Genomic DNA, 17,644 nt, shown 5'->3' on the forward strand with positions numbered 1-17,644 from the left:
ACGATTAATATCAGCGGTGCGCGGCATCGGTGTTGAGACTGGATGCAACCGGCAGCACGATCCGAAATTTCGTGCCCTGTCCCGGTGTGCTCTCAACCGTGATGTTCCCGTTGTTTTTTTCAACGATGGCTTTTGTGATGGCAAGTCCCAACCCCATCCCCCGAGCCTTCGTGGAGAAAAACGGTTCCATAATTTGATCGATTCGGTCCGCTGCGATCCCACTACCGGTATCGGCAATCGTGACCATGATCCTCTTTGATACTTCACTCGACGCCGACTCGACAGGGGCTTCCTCGTCGACATCGACCGCCAATCTGTCGTTCGTAGAATCCACTAATTCTGCATCGAGCGTCAGTCGTCCGCCACTGGACATGGCATCACGTGCATTGCGAATCAGATTCTGAAACGCGATCGGCATCTGGTTCTGATCAACCAATAACGACGGCAACGATTCCGAAATCCGATTGTCGACCTCGATCGCAGGCCCCAATGACGATGACTCGATCGCGTCGCTCATCATTTCCTTTAGCGGACACGCCATGCTGCGGGGTGCCGGCATCCGCACGACATCCGTTAACGCCGAAATCACGTTGTCGATCACAGACACCTGGCGATCGATGCGTTGGAGATGTTCGGTGAGCTTTTCGGGAGTGAGATTCCTCGCGTGCTGCAGGAAATAGGCGGACGTCTTCACCGCATTAAGCGGGTTCCGGATTTCATGAGCGATCCCGCCGGCGACCTGTCCGAGCGTGGCGAGTTTCTCTTTCTTTACCAATTCCGACTGGGCAGCTCTCAATTGTTGCGTGCGTTCCTCGACACGCTGCTCAAGGTCCGCATTGATGGCCGCTAAATCGGTTTGCGCTTTCTTTAAATCGGTGATGTCACGCAGGATCCCCGTAAACAACACTTCGCCATCGTACTCGAGTTCGCTAACGGCCAAGTGCAAGGGAAACACAGTGCCGTTTTTTCTTCTACCGTTCACCTCACGTCCGATCCCAATAATATTTCGCTGCCCGCCTTTACGATAATTGGCGAGATAACCATCGTGACGTTCCCGATCGGGCGAGGGCATCAGCATCGAGACATTCTTCCCGACGACTTCTTCCTCGCTATAGCCGAACATACGCTCCATCGCGGCATTGACAATGCGAATGGTCCCCACGGAATTCATGATGATGATCGCATCAACGGCGGTGTTTAAGAGCGCCCCCAAAACGGCTTCTTGCTGATTTTTCATGACGACCGCAAAGATAGTGGTAAACACAATTCAAAAACAGCACCGCCGGCGCCCGCCTTCCCTGCACGCTTCGAATCACCCCCGGTTTCGGGCGGCTCGATCACGCGAATCGTGCCGTGATGCGCCTCAATGATTCTCGCCACGATCGACATTCCCAACCCGGTGCCGGTGCTTTTAGTTGTGTAAAAAGGCTCGAACACTTTCTCACGTTGTTCGATGTTCAGCCCCGGTCCGTTGTCGGAGATCAAGATTCGCACATGATCGGTGTCGCTACGCTGGCAATCGATTTTGATCCGAACCGGGTCGTCGGTCGCGGCCAACGAGTTTTCAAAAAGATTCCGAAATACCTGTTCGAGACGAAGCACATCAACCCGCATCTTGCAGCCTTCACCGGCAATGCATTCTTCGAGCCGAGCGTCTCGCCCTTCACGCGATACCGCAAGATGACGCCAAACCCGTCGCCATATTTCCGGCAAACTCGCTGATTCCACCTGTAAATGGATCGGCGCGGCGAAATTGCGAACTTCTTCTAGTAAGTTGTTCAAATCGTGCGTCGCCCGTTGAATCGAATCAACATCACGTCTTGCCTCCGGACGATCATCGAGGTCGAGCTGCAACATCTCTAACCCCGCCTGAATTCGCTGCAACGCATTGCGACTCTCGTGCGCCAATCCGGTGATCGTGTGTCCGATCGTTGCCAATCGCTCCGACCGCAAGGCCCGTTCCTGTGCCGCCAATAAATCCGTCACGTCCACGCCAACTGCGAGAACCGCATATGTTTTTGCCTGATCATCCTTGAGTGTCGCATTGGACCAACGGATCTGACGTTGGTGTCCGTCACGCGTCAAGATCGGGTGGATACTGCCACTGGTATCAATGTCGCGCTTCGTATCCAGGAATACTTGTCGGATCGTCTCTCGTTCGCGAGTAGGCAGACAAACTTCGAACCAATCGTGGCCACGACAATCGGATAAACTCCACCCCGAGATACGCTCGAAGTAGGGATTGAAACGCACGATTTTGCCATCGAGGCCGAGTACCAACACAACCGCTTCGGCCGTCTGCAAGATTTCATCTGCAAACTGCTGTTCTCTAACTAACTCGCCTTCGATTTGTCGACGTTTTGCAATTCTCGCAACACTCTTGCGAAGAGCGTCCGCGTTGATCGGTTTGAGAATGTAATCCACCGCTCCTTCTCGAAACGCAGCAATCGTGCTGTCCATATCCGCGTATCCGGTGATAACAATGATTTCGGCGTTTGACGCAAGGCTCTGCAACTCACGCAAAAAATCGTCGGCCGTTCCGTCGGGCAAGTGACGGTCCAGCAGAATCAAACCGACCTGCTGATCGGCCACCACACTGCGGGCCTTGGCCATCGACGGCGCAACCAAGACTTGATGCCCGTCAATTTCCAAAATGTCCTGAAGGTTCCCGCGCGTATCCGCATCGTCCTCCACCAGCAAGATCGTTAATTCGTACTCCATCGTGTTTGATCAATCTTCCCGGGGATTTCCGGTACGAGTTCCATGGTTGACCGCGTGTGGATCTTGGACGGATCGGATGTTCGTTGCCCCACATCACGACCTCATTGCGGAACCTTGCCTCCGTTGGAAGCCACGTCGCTATGCACGCAACGTGCCCACGCACGATCTCCTGTTCGCCGTTGCCACGAATCGGCCCAATCAGTTTGGCGGAACGCCCGCAATGCAACGTTGTTTTCGCTCAGAAAAACTCCGAAATCTGTTTCGCCGACGGAGAATCGGGCGACAAAATATCTCACCCTGAGATGCACCGCACAGTTTTACCAGGTGTGCGACACGCCAGAAACGTGCGATAATGCACACTTCATTATTCCCGTGACGCCCCGTTCCATTGTCATGGGGAGAATGATTAGCGGCAATGGCCTGCTCGATAAATGCAAGAAAGACGGCCGAAACAGCTGTTTTCTTCATTTTCGATTCGAAATCGTGTCCGCGTGCCGGCCATTCACCTGATCGGTCCCATCCCAGCGGAACGCACTTCGCTCTCTGCGGGCGAGGGATCGATTCAGCGGACCAAGACGTAGGAATCCGTCTGCCCCACGATCGCTGATCGCACGTCAATTTGCTCTTTCCGAAGTTTACCGAACTGATGACCGAGAAACCTATCAAATTGCTGCTCGTCGAAGACGAACACGATTTCCGTGAGACCTGCGCGCGATGGATGCAGCGAAAAGGACATCACGTCACCGCGGTTGCCAGCGGGGCCGAAGCCCTGGGCCTGTGCGAACAAGAGGTGTTTGAGGTCGCGGTATTTGATATGAACATGCCCGGCATGTCTGGCATGGAGCTGTTGCAGCGGGTGCAGCAGGCCAAGATCGAAATGGAAGTGATTATTCTCACCGGTCAGGGCACGATCGAATCCGCCGTATCCGCAATGAAACTCGGTGCCTGCGATTACCTGACCAAACCGTGTGCCCTCGGAGACCTCGAGCATCACTGCCAACTGGCCCGCGATCTTGGACAATTGCGCAAAGAGAACCGGCAGCTCAAAGCCGTCATCTCTCGCGACCGCCCGCGAATCCCGTTGATCGGTAAATCGCCCGTGATGCGCGACGTCACGCGAATGATTGAAAAGATCGGTCCGACCGACAAACCCGTTTTGCTGCAAGGCGAAAGCGGTACCGGAAAAGAAGTCATTGCTCGATCGATCCAACTGTCCAGCCGTCTGCGCGACAAACCCTTCGTAACGATCAACTGCGCCGCGTTGCCCGAACAGCTCGTCGAGAGCGAATTGTTCGGTCACACCAAAGGTTCGTTCACCGGAGCGACCGCCGATAAGCCCGGCCTGTTCGAGATCGCGGATGGCGGAACCCTCTTCATTGACGAAATCGGCGAACTGCCGCTGTCGCTTCAGCCGAAACTGCTGCGGGTTCTCGAAGACGGGTCGATGCGTCGGATCGGTTCCCACAAAGAACTCCGCGTGAACGTTCGCATCATCGCTGCGACCAACCGCGATCTCTCAATCGAAGTCCGCGACGGACAATTCCGCGAAGACCTGTTCTATCGCATTAATGTTTTGTCGTTGCACCTGCCACCGCTGCGGGACCGTGACGGCGATGTCGACGAACTGATTCATCATTACCTCACACCGCCTTGGCATATTGATGACGCGGCACATCATGCGCTCGTGCAATATCAATGGCCCGGCAACGTCCGGCAACTCATCAATGTCCTGCAACGCGCGATGATACTCGCCGACAGTAATACGATTACTCTGGATGACCTTCCTGACGAAATCATCCACAGCTTCGACGGTTCCGCCCCTCTTCCGGCGCGAACACCCTCGCCACAGCCAGCACTTGCTCCTCATCACGCGAACGGTCAAATGAGAGGCATCCCAACGGCCAGCAGTGAGGCACCGGCAACCGTCAAACTCGACGACATCGCCCGCGCCCACGTCATGGATGTGCTCGCTCAAGAAAACGGCAACAAAGCCCGCACGGCCCGTCGACTGGGGATTCACCGACGCAAGTTGTATCGCCTGCTAGAGCGGTTCGAAGCAAATTCGCACGCGGAAGCAAACTCACACGCGGAAACAGAATCCTAGCGACGACCGGAGACACGGCTGGACGCGTGAAGAAACCACCGGGAATGGCACCTGTCTTCGCCTCGTGACTGAAGGTGTTTTTTTGGGGTGCGACGTCAAACCCGGACTGCCGTCCCGGACGTTTGCTTGCCGTCGCGATCTGCGGATCAACCTTGGTGGCGGAGCGCTTCGGTCGGATGCAAACGGGTCGCTCGGTAAGCCGGCAACAGAGCTCCCACGACTCCGATGCCGAGCCCGATCATCGCACCTCGCACCCACACCGACCACGCAATCGAGGGTTGCAAAACGCCTGCCGCTGATTCCGTCGAAGACAGCGCCGACAACAAAATCGCCGCACCGATCCCACCGATCAATGTCGCTACCAAAGCGAGGATCACGGATTCCAAGACGACGATCAGGGCCACGCGGCGGGTCGGCCAACCGATCGCCCGCAGAACACCGATTTCTCCGGTTCGCTCCAAGACGCTCGTCATCATCGTGTTCAGCGTACCGATCGCTCCGACGAGCAATGCGATCGCCGATGTCATCCACGCCATCGAGCCCGCCATCTGCATCCGCCGGTCGGTATCCACGAAATCGTCGGTCGGCAGCGCGAGCAATTTCGGATCGATCGCTTCGATGCCCGCAACCACCGAATCGATGCCGTCATTGCGGATGCTCTCGTCGATCACGACGTTGATGTAGGTCAGTTGCCCCTCGCGCCCGGTCAGCCGCTGCAATGCCGCCAGCGGCAAGATCATCGCGCCGTTTTCCCAGATGCTACCGCTTTGGAACATCCCGCCGACTCGAAACGACTCATCGAACAACAATATCTCGTCACCGACCTTGGCTTCCATCCGATCGGCGAGGTTCTGGCCCAGATAAACCGTATCGGCCTCTTTCGCATCACCCGCTTCGGACTTCGGCGGTGGCGTGAGGTCATAATCCTCAAACAGCCAACCGTCGGTCCGCAATCCCATCGCGGGGATGCCATAAATCTGCTCGTCTTCAATGGAGAGCGTTTCCAGCAACACGCCTGCCGATCGAGCAACCCCATCGACCTTGGCAATCCGCTCAGGAAAATCATCGGTGAGTGAACTGCTCAGTCGATCAGCCGAGCCCTGCCGCGATACGACGAGGTCAACATGATGGGATTCATAAACTCCCCGAAAGGAGTCCGCGAACCCATCGGCCACCCCGACCAGCGCCATGACGGAACCGATCGCGGTGGCGAGTGCAGCGAGCGTCAGAAACGTCCGGAAAGGGCGTCTCAGCAAACTCTTCAGAACAAATCCGATGAAAGTCAAAACCGCTCGCGGGGGGAATGGGAACGAGGCACCAGGAAGCTAAACGGCCCCGATGGCTTCGTTTTCTTCCACAATCTCTTCTTCAATATGCTCAGGCTTCTTGAAGGCTAGGAGCAGGATGAGATACAGCGCCGCCATCGTCAACGGCACTAGCGCCGTCACACGCAACGCCATCCGACTGCCGTACAAAGTGGCTTCCGAGACGGGCTTCGCATCGACATCGGCATACGCTTTGTTTGCTTGCCACCATTCGTATTGTTTACGTGGCTCCTCGAACTTCTCTGTCCCCCAAGCGTCGCCCGCGATTTCACGCTCACTTTCGATGGACGCACCGCTGTCACCGAGCATCCCTGCCGCGGCTCCGTCGATCCCCGTGATCGCTGGGAAAAACAGGAATTGGTTTTCGTTGGGGGCTTTCACCCGTGCAAACGTTTCCGGTGCAACTGCTTGCAATTGGTGCGACGCAAAATAGTCCTGCTTGTAACCGATACCGGGTCCCCCGAGAGCTCCCGCAGAAAGCATTCCGACGCAGCCCATAATCGCCATCCCGATCGTGGCACTTTGCGGGTAACGCTCACCAAGCACGCCGAGCATCGTCGGCCACAAGAACGTTTTACCGACCGCATAAACCGTTGCGGCGAAGAACATGAAGTAAACGTTCGTACCCGTACTGATCAGATACAAACCGAGAGCACCAATCAAGGCGCTGACCAACAACAACCCCAGCGAAGAAATACGGTGCACGATCGGACCGGCAAAAAATCGCAAAATCGTCATTAACAACGAAGTGTAAATGAACAACGCGGTACCGAGCGTGGCACTGCTCAGGATGCTGGCCGTGATCTTGTTGATCCACGAGTCTGTCCCGAGCTCGACATAGCCGACGCACGCGTGAGCGACCAAAAGGATCAAGAAAAACGGTCCGATCAATCGCTGAATCATCCCGCCATAAGACGTCGCCCCCTGTTCGGCCGCTGTTTTGGGGAACGTCTCAAACGCGATAATGAATCCATAGACCGCGACGGGCACCAGGAAGGTGGCCATCAAAATCTCCCAGGCGACCAGCCCCTTGGCGAACACAATCACACCACCGATCACCAAACCCGCTGGCCATCCCGAGTGCAAAATATTGAGATAGTGAGTCTTTGCCTCAGGAAACAAATCCGCAGTCAGAGGGTTAATGACGCCCTCACAAATCCCGTTACCGATGGCGAATATAAACATCGACCAATACAGCAGCGCATAGACCGCTTCCTTACCGCTGGCGTTAAACACCGGCGTGGCCGCAAACAACATCGCCGCCGAGATGACGTGACAAACCAACGCGATCAACATCAGCCGCTTGTAACCGATCGTATCGATCAAAAAACCGGCAAATAAAATCACGGCGCCAAAACCGACCAGACCACCACCGGTGATCTGTCCAAGCTCTGTCATGGTGAATCCGTATTGCGCGGACCAAATTTCGAGCAACCCACCACGCACCGCAAACCCGATCCCGGCCGCGATGAGAGTGAGAATTCCGGCAACAAGTAATTTCTTTCGATTTTCCATAACGTCCATCAGAGCAAGAGTTTGGGAGGGTGGGGTGCTGAGAGGGCGACGGCTGTCCTGGCTGGCCGCCGATCACTCTCTCATCGGCGTGGATGTGTCCGATTTTCAGCGAACGGCATGTCGGGTTTTAGCGGTGCCAAGGCCGGTCCTAATCTGACAACAGCGGAAGTATAGTCGCTGCAGAGCGTGCAAAGTAGCAGGCATTGCGGCATCCAACCTCGCTTGCCCTGGTGCTTTCTGGCCACAATCTCTGTGACCTACGACCGCGGAGTTTCGTCACTCCAGATCGCCACACCGGCACGACGCCTGATGGACCTAATCCTAGTCTCCAGGAGTTCGATGGCGGACGCGTCACATCCAATCCATCCGGGAGTCCGCCGCACGAGACGAAAGAAAGCGTGATCGCGGAGCCCAATGGCACTCCGCGAATCCGCTTCGCTCGCGTTTGCATCCATCACCGAACCACCGTTCGCGTTCGGCGGAAACGGCGCCCATCCGTCCGCTGAGTCCAGCGACAGCGGTGGGACCGACGTTGACCGATAGCCTGACGCAACAGACACATCGCCTGTCGCGTCAGACATGAATTTGTCGTCGAACCTTGCTTAACGGCCCGCAGGTCGGGTTGCTACCCGTGGCTGCGACTTCGCGACGGCATAGAAATTATCAATCTCGGCGGACTGTTTGAGTTGATCGAACTTGATCCCCATCGCAATGTTGAGTTTCTTTTCAAAGAGATCCCGTTGCAATTCATCGCGGACCGCTTCGATGTCGTCGACCACCGGTTCGGTGAATCCTTGGCAACGCAAGATGATGTACTTGTCACCGGTCGCGATGATACCGCTGAGTTCACCGGGTTTCATCGCAAAGGCTTCTTTTTCGATCGCGGATTGCCCACCGAACTGGCGAATGGGTGGCACCTTGCCAAAGTTGCTCGACGAAGTCGGCTCGACACTGTATTGCTCAGCAAGTTGACCGAAGAACGCGTCGGTTGGGTTGTCTCGTGCCAGCTCCCATACTTTCTGCGCGGTACGCTGATCCGACAACACCACGGCCAACACTTCCGCACGCGGCCCGAAGGAGGATGCAAACCCTTGTTCGAGGTCTTTCTGCGTGACCGTCACGCCACTCTCGACAAGTATCTTGAGGGCGACGCTCGGCCAAACCGAGTCTTCGATATACAACTCGCGGGTGACATCGCCCTGCGATAGCACGGCTTCCAACCACGCATCGGTATCGGCTTGACCGTTGCTGCGGACGTATCCATAGCTGATCGCAGCGCGGGCGATCTCCGCATCGATGTCCACTTGAGTGACCGTCTTGCCGGCTTGTTTGAGTGCTTGCGTGAGCAACTTGCGGTTGATCTCGCCTTCGAGCACATCTTCGCCATGCCGTTTGACACATTCGGCAGCGACCGTAGCGATCGAGATCTGTTGTCCGTTGATGATCGCGGCAACGCCGGGATACTGTTTCTCGGCGGCGTCATCTCCAAGGATGGCGACCACGTTGGCCTGCTTTTGAAGTTGTGCGAAGAGTTCGGATGCAGCGGATTTCATCTTCTCGTCGCGGATCCGATCCTTGATCTGTTCGTTGATCGCGGGAAGTGCTTGCGGGCTCGGATGGGTCGCGGGCATCCGGCGAACCGCTTGCATGAAGATCCACTGGTCACCGATTTGGATGACGGGCGAAACATCCCCATCGGCCAAGGCGAAAGCCGCTTCTTCCAAACGGGAGTCTCCCATGTAGCGACGGATTGGAGGAATCAGTCCGCCAACGCTCGCACTGGTTTCATCCTCGCTGTATTCTTTGGCCAAACGCACGAAGCTGTCTGGATCCGCCTTGGCTTGGGCGTGAACCTGGTTGGCCTTCTGTTGATCACCGATCATGATCATGCGGCACTTCACCGCTTCACCGAATTGCGACAGGAACGCGCGGTTGAACTCTTCCTGGCTGACTTCCACCCGGTCCGCCACGAGGCTTCGCAGGGCGAGCATCGGCCAGATGATTTCGTTGCTGTATTGTTCCGGCGAGATGTTGCGTTCGTCTTGGAGGAGTTGCAGATAGGCATCGACCGAGAGCCCGAACTTCTTGGCGACGCGAATCACCTCGGCACGAACTTCTTCGGACGTGACGTTGATTCCGCGACGTTTGCACTCCTGAAGAATCAGGTGTCGGTTTACTAGATTTTCGAGCACATCGGTGCCGTAACGTTGCAGTGCCGCACGCCCGAGTGCATCGCGAGTGATCGGGTCGGCGTTCACCACCGCCACGACCGACGATTCCGCCGCCTCGACTCGCATTTGCAGCAGTCCGGCGGAAATGGTGACGATCGCTGCCACCAATACGAGCGAACGTCGCAACCGGTAACGCAGCAGCGTCCCCGGTGAGGATGGTGGGTGGGCTTTAGTATGCGTTATTGAGCCGAGTAATGCTGGGTTCGACATGAGCGGACACTCCTTTATCCGAGCGGTTCGAAAAATCGAGCCGGTTGCGATCAATCCCGGAGGGTCATCTTTGACCAAACGTGACGCAAGAGCGGCGACTAGCCGCGAACCTTAGAAAAATTCGGATTTTGACTCAAGTCGAATCTGAGGATCAATCGCCCACACCGAGATCTTCGTCGAGTGCGTCCAAGATCAACTTCAGTTCGGCTTCCTCGTGCTCATGGAACTGCTCGAGAAACACCTTAAAACGCCGCAAGATCTTCTCTTGGGCGGTCGTCACCTCGGGGGTCGTTCCCTCGATCGGCGCGTCCCCGGTGCAGGCGTCGGCCGCAGCCTCAGCGAGATGCCGTACCTCCTCAAACAACACCGCATGTTGGGCCCGCAAATCGGTTGCCGTGATGGAAAGTCCGGCGTCCGCACCGACCGCCTCGTCGAAATACCCGTACGCCTCTTCCAACCCGAAGTGCAGAGCCAGTTGGTCCCGCAAATCCGCAAATAATGCAATCAACTCAGGCCAGTGATTCGCAGCTGCCTCGAGCGGTTGCGTTAAGTGTCGCAATCGATCCGTCAGGATCTTGAGGTCGCGGTTGTCTTCCTTGATGTCCTTGAGGAAAGCGGCGTTGACTGTCAAACGTCGCGATGTTTCAGGATTAATTGACATCAGTTTTTCCTACCTTGGAGAGAAAGAAGCTAGTCGCATTGTAACTCAATTGGAGAGGCTAGGTGAACCTAGCGTGTTTCCCCCCACCCGCACTTTTGGGAGCCTCGACACGCACGCATTTACCGAGTCACTCTTTACTCGGCTTCTGAAAATTTGCTAGTCAACCAATTCCAGCCCGATCATCACGAGTCGAACCCCTCCACCACCGCCGATCCGTTGTACGGCGCCGGCGAGTGATCAATAGAACACCGATATCAGGATAGTGCCTTCCATGACCAAGATGCCCATGAACAGGTTACTGAACCCTCGCTGGCTCGCCGCCTTGCTACTTGCGACGATGGCGATTTCAGCGTCTGCGGCGTTCGCCGACGGCCCTTCTTTGTTGAGGATGTTTTCCCGTGGAAACAATAACGTCGAAGCCGATGCGTCGAAAGCCTACGAGCTGACCCAGGAAGACGGCCCCTGGATGATCCTCGCTCATACCTTTGTCGGCGAAGGCTCCCACGAACGGGCAGAACGGCTCGTACTCGAAATTCGCAGAGACCTGAAACTGCCCGCATTCGTCTACGAGGAAGACTTTGATTTCTCCGGTGACGTGAACCCCGGATCGCCTATCCGAACCTCCGGCGGATCATCCATGCCGCAGCGACGGATGAAGTACAAAAACCAAATCCGCTACAAGGCGCACGCCGTGCTTGTGGGTGAATACGACTCCTCGCAACACCCCCAAATCGACTCAGACCTGCAACGCATCAAAACTGCTTCGTGCGAAGTCTTCGGCGACGAAAAAGAAATGGCTGCCGAAACAGACCTCCGCAACCCGGTCACAGCTGTCAAGGCATTGCACCATCAACTCACCCAACGCTTCGGTGATAAAAAACTCGGCTCGATGGGCAATGCGTTCCTGACCCGCAACCCGATGCTACCGGATGACTTCTTCCAGGCTCCTCAAGTCGATTCGTTCGTCCGCAGCTTGAACGAAGACAAGAAACACAACCTGTTGAGTTGCCCAGGGAAATACACCGTGGTTGTGCGGACGTTCTCGGGATTCAACACCATCGTTGACGGTAAAAAAGACAAGACATTCATCCCCAACGGCGATCGACTCGAACGCTGTGGCGCCGACGCCAACCGCATGGTCACCCTGTTGCGTGCTGATGGAATCGAAGCCTATCAGTTCCACGACCGCACGCAATCAATCGTAACGATCGGCAGTTTTGAAACGCTCGGTCGAGAACTCCCCAACGGTGGATTCGAGTACACACCCGAAATCCTTCGTGTGATGAACGAGTATCGCGCGTTCAACCTCGATCCGAAGTTGGCCGAACACGTCAAACAACAGACGACGCAAGGCATCCCGGTGAAGTGTGTCGCAGAACGCTTCCCGTTTGACATCCAACCCACCCCGATCGCCGTACCGAAGGCGAGCAAGCGAAGCTTGTACGGCGCCGCGTCGCGGCGCTAGTTTCATACGTTAACGCATCATCTGTTCGCGACAGACATCACGGATGCTGTCCTGATCTGAAAGATGCGACACGTGAATATTCTCCGCCAGAAGCGGAGCCGCCAAGCGTGTGTAGTCGTCGACGTCGAGCGTATTGAGTACGACGGCAATCGCCCATCCGCGGCGTGATAAATTGACTAGCGAGGCGACCGTTTCCGCGGGAGCCTGTTGCAGGATGATGAGCAACGTCGTTTCGCTCGAAAGACGTGATTCGGTTTCGATCAAAAAATCAGGCAACGTCAATCCATCGGTGCGTTCCAAACGTGCCAGCGTCCGTGTCAGCTCTTTCAAATGAGCGGGACCTCGATCAACGTCGATCATGACCGGTCGCAAACGATCATTCTTGGCCAACATCGCGGCGGCTTGTCCGGCTGCATCGCGAACTTCGAAATGATCTCCGATTCGGTGGTCACCCAGAAACCCTTCGGTCTTCACTCGGTCTGCCGCATCGCGACCATTGGTCGCTAACCCAAACGGTTCGCCCGCGTCATGCAGTGCCGCCGCGATCGAAACCGCAGCGACGATGCTCAAATCGGTTCGCACGGGTTCGTTGCGGTCCGGATTGGTCGAGACGTGTAGGTCAACGATGATCGTCGCCCCGATCACCGATGAAGGCTCATAAATTTTTGTATGCAGGGTGCCTGTCCGCGCCGTCGCGGCCCAGTGAACGCTGCGCATCGGGTCGCCGGTTTGCCATTGCCGGATTCCTCGCAACCTCGTCGGATCGGGCATCACGTTTGCCCGGATGCGGATCTCGCCGATCGGCCTCCGTGAACCGATCTCATAGGTGGAGATCAGCTCGATCCGTGGTAGCACGGTGACAAACATCGGTCGCGTCCCCAACCGATAACGACGGAACATGCCGACCGGATCCCCCGTTTCCAGTACCGTCGGTCCGATCTGAAAATAGCCACGTCGCCGGCAATGAACGACATACCGAAGGTGCTTGGTCTGTCCCGGCCAAAGTGCCATCACCGCGAGCCGCGCCCCGTCAACACTCAACGCCGGCATCTTCGCCCGCGCACTGGCATCGTCAAACTCCATACTTTCACCGCCAGCGGCACGCGGCAACAAATCTTCCGCCAAAACCCAAGCCACTGGCAACCGACCGTTGTTCGTTACCGAAACGCAAATCGGAACGCGGGAACCGATCAAGACTTCTAAATCACGTCCTTCCTCGGGCAGGTCTTCCCGGCGCGCGACAACGCCCTCGGACCACTGCGACGAGACGACCGCGCCCGCACCGACCACCATCGCCACAGTAACCGCTGCCATCATCCATAGTCCCGCACCGGCGACCATGCCCAGAACCAGGATCGCTGCACACACCGCGATGATCGTAAACCATCCCGATGCGTCTTCGGCGGAGTTCGGTCCTGCTGGGCGGGGTGTTTCGTTCACGGCGGATGATGTCACGCGTGGATCGTGGGCACGGCAATCTCACCGAGCACCTCGTCGAGGACCTTTTCAGTCGTGAGCTTCCGCAATCGGCTTTCGGGACGCAAAATCAATCGGTGGTTCATCACGGGCGGGATAACCTTCTTGACGTCATCGGGCAAAACGAAGCTACGCCCTCGAATCGCCGCCATCGCTTGCGCACATCGAAACAACGCGATTGTCGCCCGCGGACTGCCACCCAACGCGAGATGCTCGCTATGACGAGTCTGATGGACCACCTGCAATAAATAATGACGGACCCGCGGGTCGACGTGAACCTCACGGATCGCAGCCTGTGCGGCGACCAACTGCTCCGCCGTGGCAACCGCTTCAAGCGAGTCGACGGGATGGGTGCGCTGCAACATGTCGAGCATCCGGAGCTCCTCTTCGACAGTCGGATAGCCGAGCGAGAAACGCATCAGGAAACGATCGAGCTGCGCTTCCGGCAGCGGGAATGTCCCCTCGTGGTCGACCGGGTTCTGGGTCGCGATCACCAAAAACGGGGGCTTGAGAGTGTAGGTCTTTCCGTCGACCGTCACGCGTCCCTCCGCCATCGCTTCAAGCAAGGACGCCTGCGTCCGCGGGGTCGCCCGGTTGATCTCGTCGGCAAGCAAAATCTGCGTAAAAACCGGACCGGCTCGAAACTCGAATTCGGACGTTTTCTGATTGAAGATCGATGTCCCCGTGACATCCGAAGGCAAAAGATCCGGCGTGCACTGCACCCGCTTGAACTGACAACCGAGACTCTTCGCCAACGCGCGGGCAAGCATCGTTTTGGCCACGCCGGGAACATCCTCTAGCAAGATATGGCCGCCACTGAGCCACGCCACCAACGATAAGATCAACTGTTTTCGTTTGCCCACGATCGCGAGTTCGACGTTCCCGATCACGCGTTTAGCGAGTTCGGCGACTTGGTTGACATCGAGCGCAGCAACCGGCGGCGCAACGTCCGGAGCCGAGCCTTTTCCCCGAGCCGCGGCGCGGTTTGCGGACGTGCGTGCACCACGCGAAACAGGCGGCGCCGGTGGACCAGGATCAGGGGCAGAGGAACTCAACGATGTCTCGCAATATGGATACGTGAAGAATAGGAGCCGCCTCAATCATACCTGCTCCGAGTCCCCGCCGCGCTGCTCGACACTCCGATAACACCACCGATCCAGCCGCTTTCCCACCCTCCTCACCATGGTGGGGTCGACGCTTGTCCTCGGCCGAACGGTGGTCCGACTATCTCGCACACAGCTTCTCAGGCGGTCACAGACCGTTTTGATTCGATCGAGTGGGCCAACCAGCAGCCAGAGACGCCGTATTGAATCTCCCTCAAAAACGTCCGAGAACGGACTTGCAAGCAGATTTGGCAACACCTAATTCCCGACCGGAACGATCTGAACGGCGTCGGCATGGACGTCACCGCCCGCTCCCTCGGTCGCAAGCGTGACGGCGACAGGAGTTCCCTCCTGGACTTCAAATCGCCCGACCGTGTGGAAAACGCCCTCCGACGGTGGCGTCTTCATGTTGACGATAACCGTCGACGTTTCATCACCGATACTGACCGTGACGGGAACCCGATCTCCGCAATTGGCGTGCGGTCGGTACGCGATTCGAATCGCAAACTTGCCTGTCCTCGGTGCGTCGGCCGCAAACCTGATCGTCGCATTGTCGTTGGCGTGACTGAACACGTAGCTCGCCCCGACGAACCCTTCCAGGCTGATACTCGGACGCCACGGTCCCGTTTTCTTCGCTTGGCTATCATCGATCACGATTCCCGGAAGCGATGCTGGATCAATGCCTGTCGACATCCCTTGATCATTGGCCGCCGTCATCGCATCGTCTGGGATCTCGATTTTTGCATCGACGGTGTCACGGCGAGCTTTCCCAGGCAATAACAACAGTTCGTGCATTTCGTCCCAATAGCGTTCGTAGACGCTGCGGGGCAGGCAATCGTGCAAGATACACAGGCTGGTGGCCCGCCCAACCACTTCGCCCATCATTCCGCACGTTTTCATCACCCGCGTCGTGCCGAGCGCCTCGTGCGTTACGCTGATGTTACGCCCCGCCATAAACAGGTTGTTGATATTGCGCGAGTAAAAACACCGGTACGGGACCGGATAGCCATAGTTGCGATCGATGCGGCGATCATGAACCGCCTTCGATATAAACGGATTGTCGGGGAACTTTTCGGCGTATTTTTCTTTGGGATAATGCAAGTCGATCGACCAAGTCGTCGGAACGCAGCCATCTTTAAAGTCACGTTTTTCGATCACATCCTCTTTCGTTAACACAACGTCGCCGAGCAAACGACGCGATTCACGCGGACCGCCGACGTAAGCCACCCAAGTCAGAAAGGCGGTGCGGTGCTCGTCGGCACCCTCGCGATTCTTCATTGCATTAAATGCACCAAAAACGGCCCGCAGATTCCAGTCGCGGATCGCCTCGGCACCATCGATCGGGTCCTTGTCAAAACCGGACTCCCAAAACCACTGGCCGTGATGTTCACGCGGGTAGGGGAAATCATCCATTTCAAGATCGAGCGCCCATGATGTTTCGGGAAAGTCGACTGCGGCATCGGATTCGCCCCATGCCCACATGTTGCTCATGCCCATCCGCCCCTTGGGGGTCATCTCCAGATCTGCACCCGCGAGTTCCCCGATCGTGCCATGTCCGGTGCAGTCCGCGAAAAACCGACCGGTGAACCGCTTGACTTCACCGGTTCGTGTATCAAATGCATGCACCGCTTGGATCGAATCGAGATCCATTTCAACTTGAAACGCGTGATGATTGAGGAACAGGTCGATGTTCTCTTCGGCGCGAACGATCGCCTCCTTCTCAGCATCTTCAAACTCTTCGTACGTTCCCGGCGACTTCGTCGCGTGATCAGAAAACTCTTCAACAATCTCGCCGATCCGCGGGTATTTTCCTCGCCGGATGTTTCCCATCGCCCACACACGGATTTCGCTCGATCCATTCCCGCCTAGCACCGGTCGGTTCTGAACCAAAGCAACCTTGCATCCCATTCTCGCGGCAGAAATGGCCGCCCCCATCCCCGCATAACCGCCTCCGATCACGACGAGGTGATAACCACCTTTTTCGGTTGGCTTTTCTTTGAGTCCCAACCGTTCGCGACGCCAACCGGGCAGGATGTCCGACGTGTTTGGCGGTGGCGCGCCATCTTGCGTGAACAAAATCGCGTCGCAACGTCCGTCAAACCCGGTCAGGTCATTGAGCTCGACGGTGGTTTTCAGTTGATCGATCTGAACGACACCACCGTCATGCCAGAACCACTCGGCCCCTTTGGTTCCGAAGGTTTCGCTTATGGGTTTCCCATTCACGACGACCTCGAATCGCCCGGGCTGGCCGGGTGCTTTCCAACGGGCAACCCAATCTTTCGTACGAACGAAAACGCGATATTCACCAGTACTCGGAAATGTCACCGTGGTGGAGGCGTTTGCGACGGGTTTACCGAGGCCGTGAGCAAGCAGATACGGCGACCCCATTGTGTCGATGAACTGCGTATCGAGCTTCCAACCGCCATACGTGTCGAAACTCTCCGCCTCAACCAAGACCTGCTCCGCTTTTGCCGGGGCGATCATCGCAATCATGAGGATGAGAGCCGAAAGTTGTTTGCAAGACATGCCGATTATGAATCCGTAGTAAGTTGAAATGGAAAGGCAGAATCTTCTTTGGCGTGTGCATGACGCGATTGCCCCGTCGTATGCATCATGCCAACCAACACCCACACTCCTTACCCGCCTCGCCAAGAAACGATCCTTTCATGTTCCCAGAAGGTGCCTGCGCCAGAACACAACGGAAGGATAGAGTGAAATTTGCCTGAGGGTACTATTCGGGCGCCAACATATTAACATCGCAAAACATTCGACACAGTGGCGATTACGACAAAACTCTTTGTAAATGCGACACACAATGAGAGCGGTTGCTCGC

The 17,644-nt window shown here is 56.6% G+C and carries 12 protein-coding genes; 3 read left to right on the forward strand and 9 right to left on the reverse strand.

The genetic code is table 11. From position 1 onward, the window contains the following. Positions 1–10: 10 nt before the first annotated feature. Together NB063_RS27250 and NB063_RS27255 are read right to left on the reverse strand one after the other, a co-directional pair. Positions 11–1,237: a two-component system sensor histidine kinase NtrB gene (locus NB063_RS27250; RefSeq protein ID WP_250932218.1), complete on the reverse strand. Its 1,227-nt coding sequence runs from the start codon at positions 1,235–1,237 to the stop codon at positions 11–13. Then, positions 1,234–2,721, reverse strand: a complete 1,488-nt coding sequence (locus tag NB063_RS27255; RefSeq protein WP_250932219.1) for an ATP-binding protein — start codon at positions 2,719–2,721, stop codon at positions 1,234–1,236. Before NB063_RS27255 ends, NB063_RS27250 begins: the two co-directional genes overlap by 4 nt. Before the next feature lie 646 nt (positions 2,722–3,367). On the opposite strand from NB063_RS27255, the gene NB063_RS27260 reads away from it, so the two are divergent. Further along, positions 3,368–4,825 (forward strand): sigma-54-dependent transcriptional regulator, encoded by a 1,458-nt coding sequence (locus NB063_RS27260; protein WP_250932220.1) that lies wholly within the window; start codon positions 3,368–3,370, stop codon positions 4,823–4,825. A 146-nt stretch (positions 4,826–4,971) separates the two neighbouring features. On the opposite strand, the gene NB063_RS27265 is transcribed toward NB063_RS27260, so the two are convergent. Beyond that, entirely contained in the window at positions 4,972–6,081 is a 1,110-nt protein-coding gene (locus tag NB063_RS27265) for an ABC transporter permease (RefSeq protein WP_250932221.1), read from the reverse strand. Positions 6,082–6,150: 69 nt separating this feature from the next. Further along, a complete protein-coding gene (locus NB063_RS27270; RefSeq protein ID WP_250932222.1) occupies positions 6,151–7,674 on the reverse strand; it encodes an MFS transporter in 1,524 nt (507 codons plus the stop codon). Positions 7,675–8,079: 405 nt separating this feature from the next. Between NB063_RS27270 and NB063_RS32355 the strand changes: the two genes are divergently transcribed. After that, complete coding sequence (locus tag NB063_RS32355) at positions 8,080–8,208, forward strand: hypothetical protein (protein WP_261367622.1); 129 nt, start codon at positions 8,080–8,082, stop codon at positions 8,206–8,208. A gap of 59 nt (positions 8,209–8,267) precedes the next feature. Here the strand turns inward: NB063_RS32355 and NB063_RS27275 are convergent, their stop codons facing one another. Next, positions 8,268–9,962 (reverse strand): peptidylprolyl isomerase, encoded by a 1,695-nt coding sequence (locus tag NB063_RS27275; protein ID WP_322975316.1) that lies wholly within the window; start codon positions 9,960–9,962, stop codon positions 8,268–8,270. Between the two features lie 295 nt (positions 9,963–10,257). After that, entirely contained in the window at positions 10,258–10,767 is a 510-nt protein-coding gene (locus tag NB063_RS27280; protein ID WP_250932224.1) for a hemerythrin domain-containing protein, read from the reverse strand. 271 nt (positions 10,768–11,038) lie between these two features. Between NB063_RS27280 and NB063_RS27285 the strand changes: the two genes are divergently transcribed. Next, positions 11,039–12,232 (forward strand): hypothetical protein, encoded by a 1,194-nt coding sequence (locus NB063_RS27285; RefSeq protein WP_250932225.1) that lies wholly within the window; start codon positions 11,039–11,041, stop codon positions 12,230–12,232. A 9-nt stretch (positions 12,233–12,241) separates the two neighbouring features. Here the strand turns inward: NB063_RS27285 and NB063_RS27290 are convergent, their stop codons facing one another. The 3 genes from NB063_RS27290 to NB063_RS27300 all read right to left on the reverse strand — a co-directional run bounded on the left by NB063_RS27290 (position 12,242) and on the right by NB063_RS27300 (position 17,337). Continuing rightward, entirely contained in the window at positions 12,242–13,672 is a 1,431-nt protein-coding gene (locus tag NB063_RS27290) for a DUF58 domain-containing protein (RefSeq protein ID WP_250932226.1), read from the reverse strand. An 11-nt stretch (positions 13,673–13,683) separates the two neighbouring features. Continuing rightward, positions 13,684–14,763 (reverse strand): AAA family ATPase, encoded by a 1,080-nt coding sequence (locus NB063_RS27295; RefSeq protein WP_261367623.1) that lies wholly within the window; start codon positions 14,761–14,763, stop codon positions 13,684–13,686. 306 nt (positions 14,764–15,069) lie between these two features. Continuing rightward, positions 15,070–17,337, reverse strand: a complete 2,268-nt coding sequence (locus tag NB063_RS27300) for an FAD-dependent oxidoreductase (protein ID WP_250932227.1) — start codon at positions 17,335–17,337, stop codon at positions 15,070–15,072. Positions 17,338–17,644 lie beyond the last annotated feature (307 nt).

The organism is Aporhodopirellula aestuarii, assembly GCF_023701485.1.
In the GTDB taxonomy this organism is placed as follows: domain Bacteria; phylum Planctomycetota; class Planctomycetia; order Pirellulales; family Pirellulaceae; genus Rhodopirellula; species Rhodopirellula aestuarii.